The sequence below is a fragment of the Rhodococcus sp. CX genome, from assembly GCF_015865005.1.
GTDB lineage: Bacteria > Actinomycetota > Actinomycetes > Mycobacteriales > Mycobacteriaceae > Rhodococcus.
In genome coordinates this window covers 78,604-81,001 of record NZ_JADZGH010000259.1, presented here as the reverse complement: position 1 = coordinate 81,001, position 2,398 = coordinate 78,604, and the positions used below count along the sequence as shown (strand labels likewise).

The window sequence follows — 2,398 nt, the reverse complement described above, 5'->3', positions numbered from 1 at the left end:
TACCGCCGATCCCAGCGGTACAGACCGCCGGTGCGGCGGTTGTCGATGGAGGTGCGGATCGTCGCGAGCAGCTGCCGGTCGAGTTCGTCCTGCGGACCGAGTCCGGCGGCGTCGGAGTCCGGATCGGGCGCGGCCACGGCGGCCTGCAGAGCCTCGGTCAGTGCGGTCACCGCGTGCAGGAACAACGCGTACTTGTTGGGGAAGTGCCGATAGAGCGCGGGACCGGAGATGCCGACGGCCGCGGCGATCTCGTCGACGCTGACCCCGTGGTATCCGCGTTCGCTGAACGCCTCGGCCGCGACCGTGGCTATCTGCGCCTTCCGGTTCTTCGGGCGGCGCCGGGGTGCGGGCCGGTTGGAATCGTCGGCTGCGCGGGTGCGGCTCGGGCGACTCTCGACCTGTGCCTGTTCGGCCACAGGGCCTCCTCGCGTTCGGGGTCTCTGTCTCTAAGGTAACAATCCTACTCCACGCCCGACAGCATCAGGAAGCACCCGAACTTCGGGAAAACTGCAGTACACAACGTATTGACAAAGCGCGAGGTGAGAATCAAAGTTAATGACGATTCTCAGACTTAGTGACGGGCGGGCTGTGCGTCCCCGCCCTTCCGACGACATTGCGCGGATCCCGGGAGGACCTGTGAGAACCCGATTTACCGAGGCGTTCGGCGTCGAGCATCCGATCGTTCAGGGCGGCATGATGTGGGTCGGCCGCGCCGAACTCGTCGCCGCGGTGGCGAACGCGGGGGCGCTCGGATTCACCACCGCCCTCACCCAGCCCACACCCGAGGATCTGGTGCGCGAGATCGCACGGACCCGCGAACTCACAGACAAGCCGTTCGGCGTGAACCTGACGATCCTGCCGTCGATCACGCCGCCGCCCTACGCCGAATACCGGCAGGCGATCATCGAGTCGGGCGTCAAGATCGTCGAGACCGCCGGGTCGAACCCGGTGGACCACCTGCCGTTCTTCAAGGACGCCGGCATCAAGGTGATCCACAAGTGCACGAGCGTGCGCCACGCCGTCAAGGCCGAGCGGGTGGGTGTCGACGCGGTGAGCATCGACGGTTTCGAGTGCGCCGGCCACCCCGGTGAGGACGATGTGCCCGGCCTCGTGCTGATCCCCGCCGCGACCCGCAAGCTCCGGATTCCGGTGATCGCCTCCGGCGGTATCGCCGACGCCCGCGGTCTCGTCGCGGCACTCGCACTCGGCGCCGACGGCGTCAACATGGGGACCCGGTTCATGTGCACCGTCGAGTCGCCCGTCGCGCACGCGGTCAAGGAGCAGATCGTCGCGAACAGCGAACTCGACACGAAGCTGATCTTCCGCACCCTGCACAACACCGCACGGGTCGCGGCCAACGCGGTCAGCGCCGAGGTAGTCGAGATCGAGTCCCGCGGAGCCGAATTCAAGGACATCCAGCACCTGGTGGCGGGCGCCCGGGGTCGCAAGGTCTTCGAGGAAGGCGACATCGACGCCGGCATCTGGACCGCCGGGCAGTGCCAGGGCCTGATCGACGACATCCCCACCGTGGCTGAGCTCGTCGAGCGGATGGTCACGGAGGCGGAATCGATCATCGCAGGTCGCCTCACGAGCTTCCTCGATCCGGCGGCGGTGCAGGCATGACCGGCGGCGGTGAGGCGGCCGTGCAGGGCCTGCGGTCGGAGCTGATCGACAACGTTCTGTGGCTGACGATCGACCGGCCCAAGCGAATGAACGCGGTCGATCTCGCCACGATCGGCGCCCTGCGAGACACCGTCGACTCGGCGGGCGAGAATCCGGACGTCCGCACAATTGTCATCACGGGCGAGGGCACGGCGTTCTGCACCGGCGCGGATCTGGCTGCGGGAGCGGAGAACCCGTCCGATCCGGCGGTCACGATGGACACCGCGAACGCATTGATCCGCTCCATCGCCACCGTGCCGGTTCCGGTCATCGCGGCGGTCAACGGACCGGCCGCTGGATTCGGGGTGTCGATCGCCATCGCCGCAGACTTCACGTACGCCGCCGAGAGCGCGTACTTCTTCCTCTCCTTCGTCAACGTCGGCCTGATGGCGGACGGCGGGTCGAGCCTGCTCGTCCCGGCGGCGATCGGGCGGGCCCGTGCAGCCGAGATGGCGTTGCTCGGCAACCGGGTCTCCGCGGCGGACGCCGACCGGTTCGGTCTCGTGGGGAAGACCCTGCCGGACGATCAGCTCCTCGACCACGTCCGGACGGTCGCGGCACGGACCGCGGCGGGACCGCGACGCGCCTTGGCCCTGACCAAACAGGCGCTGAACGCAGCGACGCTCGGTGCGCTGGACGAGGCACTCGAACGGGAGAAGGCCGGCCAGACGGAGCTGCTGACGTCCGCGGACTTCTTCGAGGGTGCCACCGCGATGCTGCAGAAGCGACCCCCGCG

The 2,398-nt window shown here is 68.2% G+C and carries 3 protein-coding genes; 2 read left to right on the top strand and 1 reads right to left on the bottom strand.

The window, feature by feature from the left end; genetic code table 11:
- Window positions 1–416, bottom strand: a 416-nt coding sequence (locus I0Q12_RS28505) for a TetR/AcrR family transcriptional regulator (RefSeq protein ID WP_197256956.1), incomplete at its 3' end; no start/stop codon positions are given.
- Between the two features lie 220 nt (window positions 417–636).
- Between I0Q12_RS28505 and I0Q12_RS28500 the strand changes: the two genes are divergently transcribed.
- On the top strand, window positions 637–1,623 hold the full coding sequence (locus I0Q12_RS28500) for a nitronate monooxygenase family protein (protein ID WP_197256954.1): 987 nt from the start codon (window positions 637–639) through the stop codon (window positions 1,621–1,623).
- A partial coding sequence (locus I0Q12_RS28495) for an enoyl-CoA hydratase (RefSeq protein ID WP_197256999.1) occupies window positions 1,620–2,398 on the top strand: 779 nt, incomplete at its 3' end. The genes I0Q12_RS28500 and I0Q12_RS28495, both read left to right, overlap by 4 nt.